At 65.3% G+C, this 2327-nt stretch carries 1 protein-coding gene; it reads left to right on the top strand.

All coding sequences use genetic code 11. The features are described from left to right. A partial coding sequence (locus tag BXP70_RS30765; RefSeq protein WP_245849773.1) for a peptidoglycan DD-metalloendopeptidase family protein occupies positions 1-2298 on the top strand: 2298 nt, incomplete at its 5' end. Between the last annotated feature and the right edge of the window lie 29 nt (positions 2299-2327).

The raw sequence follows: 2327 nt of genomic DNA, 5'->3' as shown, positions 1-2327 counted from the left end.
CCCCCTCTTCTGCTCGCCTGCTTGAAACCCTTACCCCATCTCTTGTTCGTTGTGCCGCCCGCGGTGCATTTGCTGGACCTGACCGGTCCGCTACAAGTTTTCTACGAGGCCGCTACCTACGGCCAGCCCTATCAACTGACGTTTGGCTCCTGTCACCCCGTAGTACATAGTGCGGCCGGCTTGGGGGTGGGGGCCCTAGTGCCTTTCGCGGAGGTACCCCTGGTCCCAGGGGACTTTATTTTTCTGCCGGGGCTGGCCATGGACTACCTGCGCTCGGACGCCTTTCGGCAAGAAGGGGCCGCCTTCTTCGCGTGGCTGCGGGAACAGCACCACCGGGGCGTGCGGCTGTGTTCCATTTGCACGGGCGCATTCCTGCTAGCGCAGGCCGGGCTGCTGGACGGCAAAAAATGCACGACCCACTGGCGGCGGCTGGCCGAGCCCCAGGCCCGCTACCCGCAGGTGCGGGTGCAGGCCGACACGCTGTTTGTCCGCGACGGTCGCATCGATACCAGCGCGGGTTTAACGGCGGGCATTGACCTGGCCTTGTACCTGTTGCAGGAACGGCACGGACCCTCGTTCGCGACCAAAGTAGCCCGCGAACTGGTAGTGTACACCCGGCGCGGCGCGCAGCACCGCCAGCGCCGCGTTTACCTAGACTATCGCAACCACTTGCACTCGGGCGTGCACCAGGTGCAGGACTGGCTGGTTGACAACCTCGCCATGGGGGCAACTATCGACGTTTTGGCCGAGATGGTGCATATGAGCCCGCGCCCGCTTACCCGCACCTTCCGCCAGGCCACCGGCATCAGCAGTAAGGAGTATACACGGCGCTGCGCCGGGAATTGGCGGCGACGTTGCGCCACAACCCCGCCCTGCCCCAGGAAGGCATTGCCGCGCAGTGTGGCTTCCGCAACGTGCGGCAACTGCAGCGCTTGGAATCCACCCGAACCGGCGAATCGACCAGCTGAGTGTCGGCTACTTAAAAGAAAATCCACCCTTATGAAAAGCGCCCGCCTGCTCGTTGTTTTCCTGTTGCTGTATTGGTGCTGCGGCTACACGAGGGCCCAAGTTACGCCGGCAAAAGGCCCGCGTACGTGGGTGTGCGGGCCGTGCGACAAAGCCTGTGACGCGGACCGCTACCCCACACCGGGCGCGTGTGCGCATTGCGGCATGGCCTTGGTCGCACTCGATTCCTTGCCCGCCCAAACTAGCCAGCCCCATCAGGAGGCGGCTGAACCGTCTCTATGGCCCGTGCCGCTGGAAATGCGCGTGCCCTTTGCGCCGACCGCCTTTCCCAGCGGGGCTCATTCCTATCTGCTGTACGAGTTATACCTCACCAATTTTGGACCGGTTCCGCTACCGGTGCGGCGGCTGGAGGTGCTCGACGCGAACGCCGAGAGTACGCAGCCCCTGGCGACCTTCTTGCCGGCGCAGTTGACAACCATGCTGCAGCTCAGCGGCGTTCCCACCCCGGCGGCCCCAGCAGACCGGCTCCTGCTGGGGGCTGGCCAGACGGCCATCGTCTTCATCTCCGTGGCGGTCGACCGCCAGGCCCGGCTGCCCACCCGGTTGGTGCATCGCCTGCGCACGGAGGACGTGGCCGTGGAAGGGGCCATCATCGGAACCCGGCATACGGTGCTGCCGGTGCTGGGGCCACCGGTAGATGGGGCAGGCTGGCTGGCCGCCGACGGGCCCAGCAATGACCCGGACAACCATCACCGGCGCGGCGTACTGCTGCTGGGCGGGCAGGCAGTAGACTCCCGACGCTACGCCATCGACTGGAAGCAGGTGCGAGACGGCGCCTCGTTCGCGGGCGATGCCCGGGACGTGCGCGCCTACCAGTGCTACGGAAAAGACGTGCTGGCCGTCGCAAACGGCCGGGTCGTGGCCGCCCGCGATGGCCTGCCCGATAACATTCCCGGACACGGGGTTTCGTTTCACCCCGCGGTGCCGATTACCCTGCAAACCGTAGCAGGAAACTCGCTCGTGCTGGACCTGGGCGGGGGGCATTTTGCGCATTATATGCACCTGCAACCAGGCAGTGTGCGCGTGAAGGCCGGGGACCGGGTACGACGGGGGCAGCCACTCGCACGGATCGGCAATTCTGGCGATGCCCGTGAGCCCCACCTGCATTTCGAAGTCACGACGTCGGCCACGTTGCTGCGGGGGGAGGGAGTGCCCTACCTCATCGACCGCTACCGCTGCCAGATGGCCAGTGAAGAGTCGCTAGAACCGCGGCGGCAGGAATTGCCGTTGCAGGACTATATCGTGGTATTTGGGAAAGAGTCTCCGAACTGATGGGCCCCGGCCGCAATCGGGTGCTACCA

It is taken from the genome of Hymenobacter crusticola, from assembly GCF_002154225.1.
Taxonomy (GTDB): Bacteria; Bacteroidota; Bacteroidia; order Cytophagales; family Hymenobacteraceae; genus Hymenobacter; species Hymenobacter crusticola.
The sequence above is the reverse complement of the archived record's forward strand: the minus strand, read 5'-3'. Positions and strand labels throughout refer to the sequence as shown.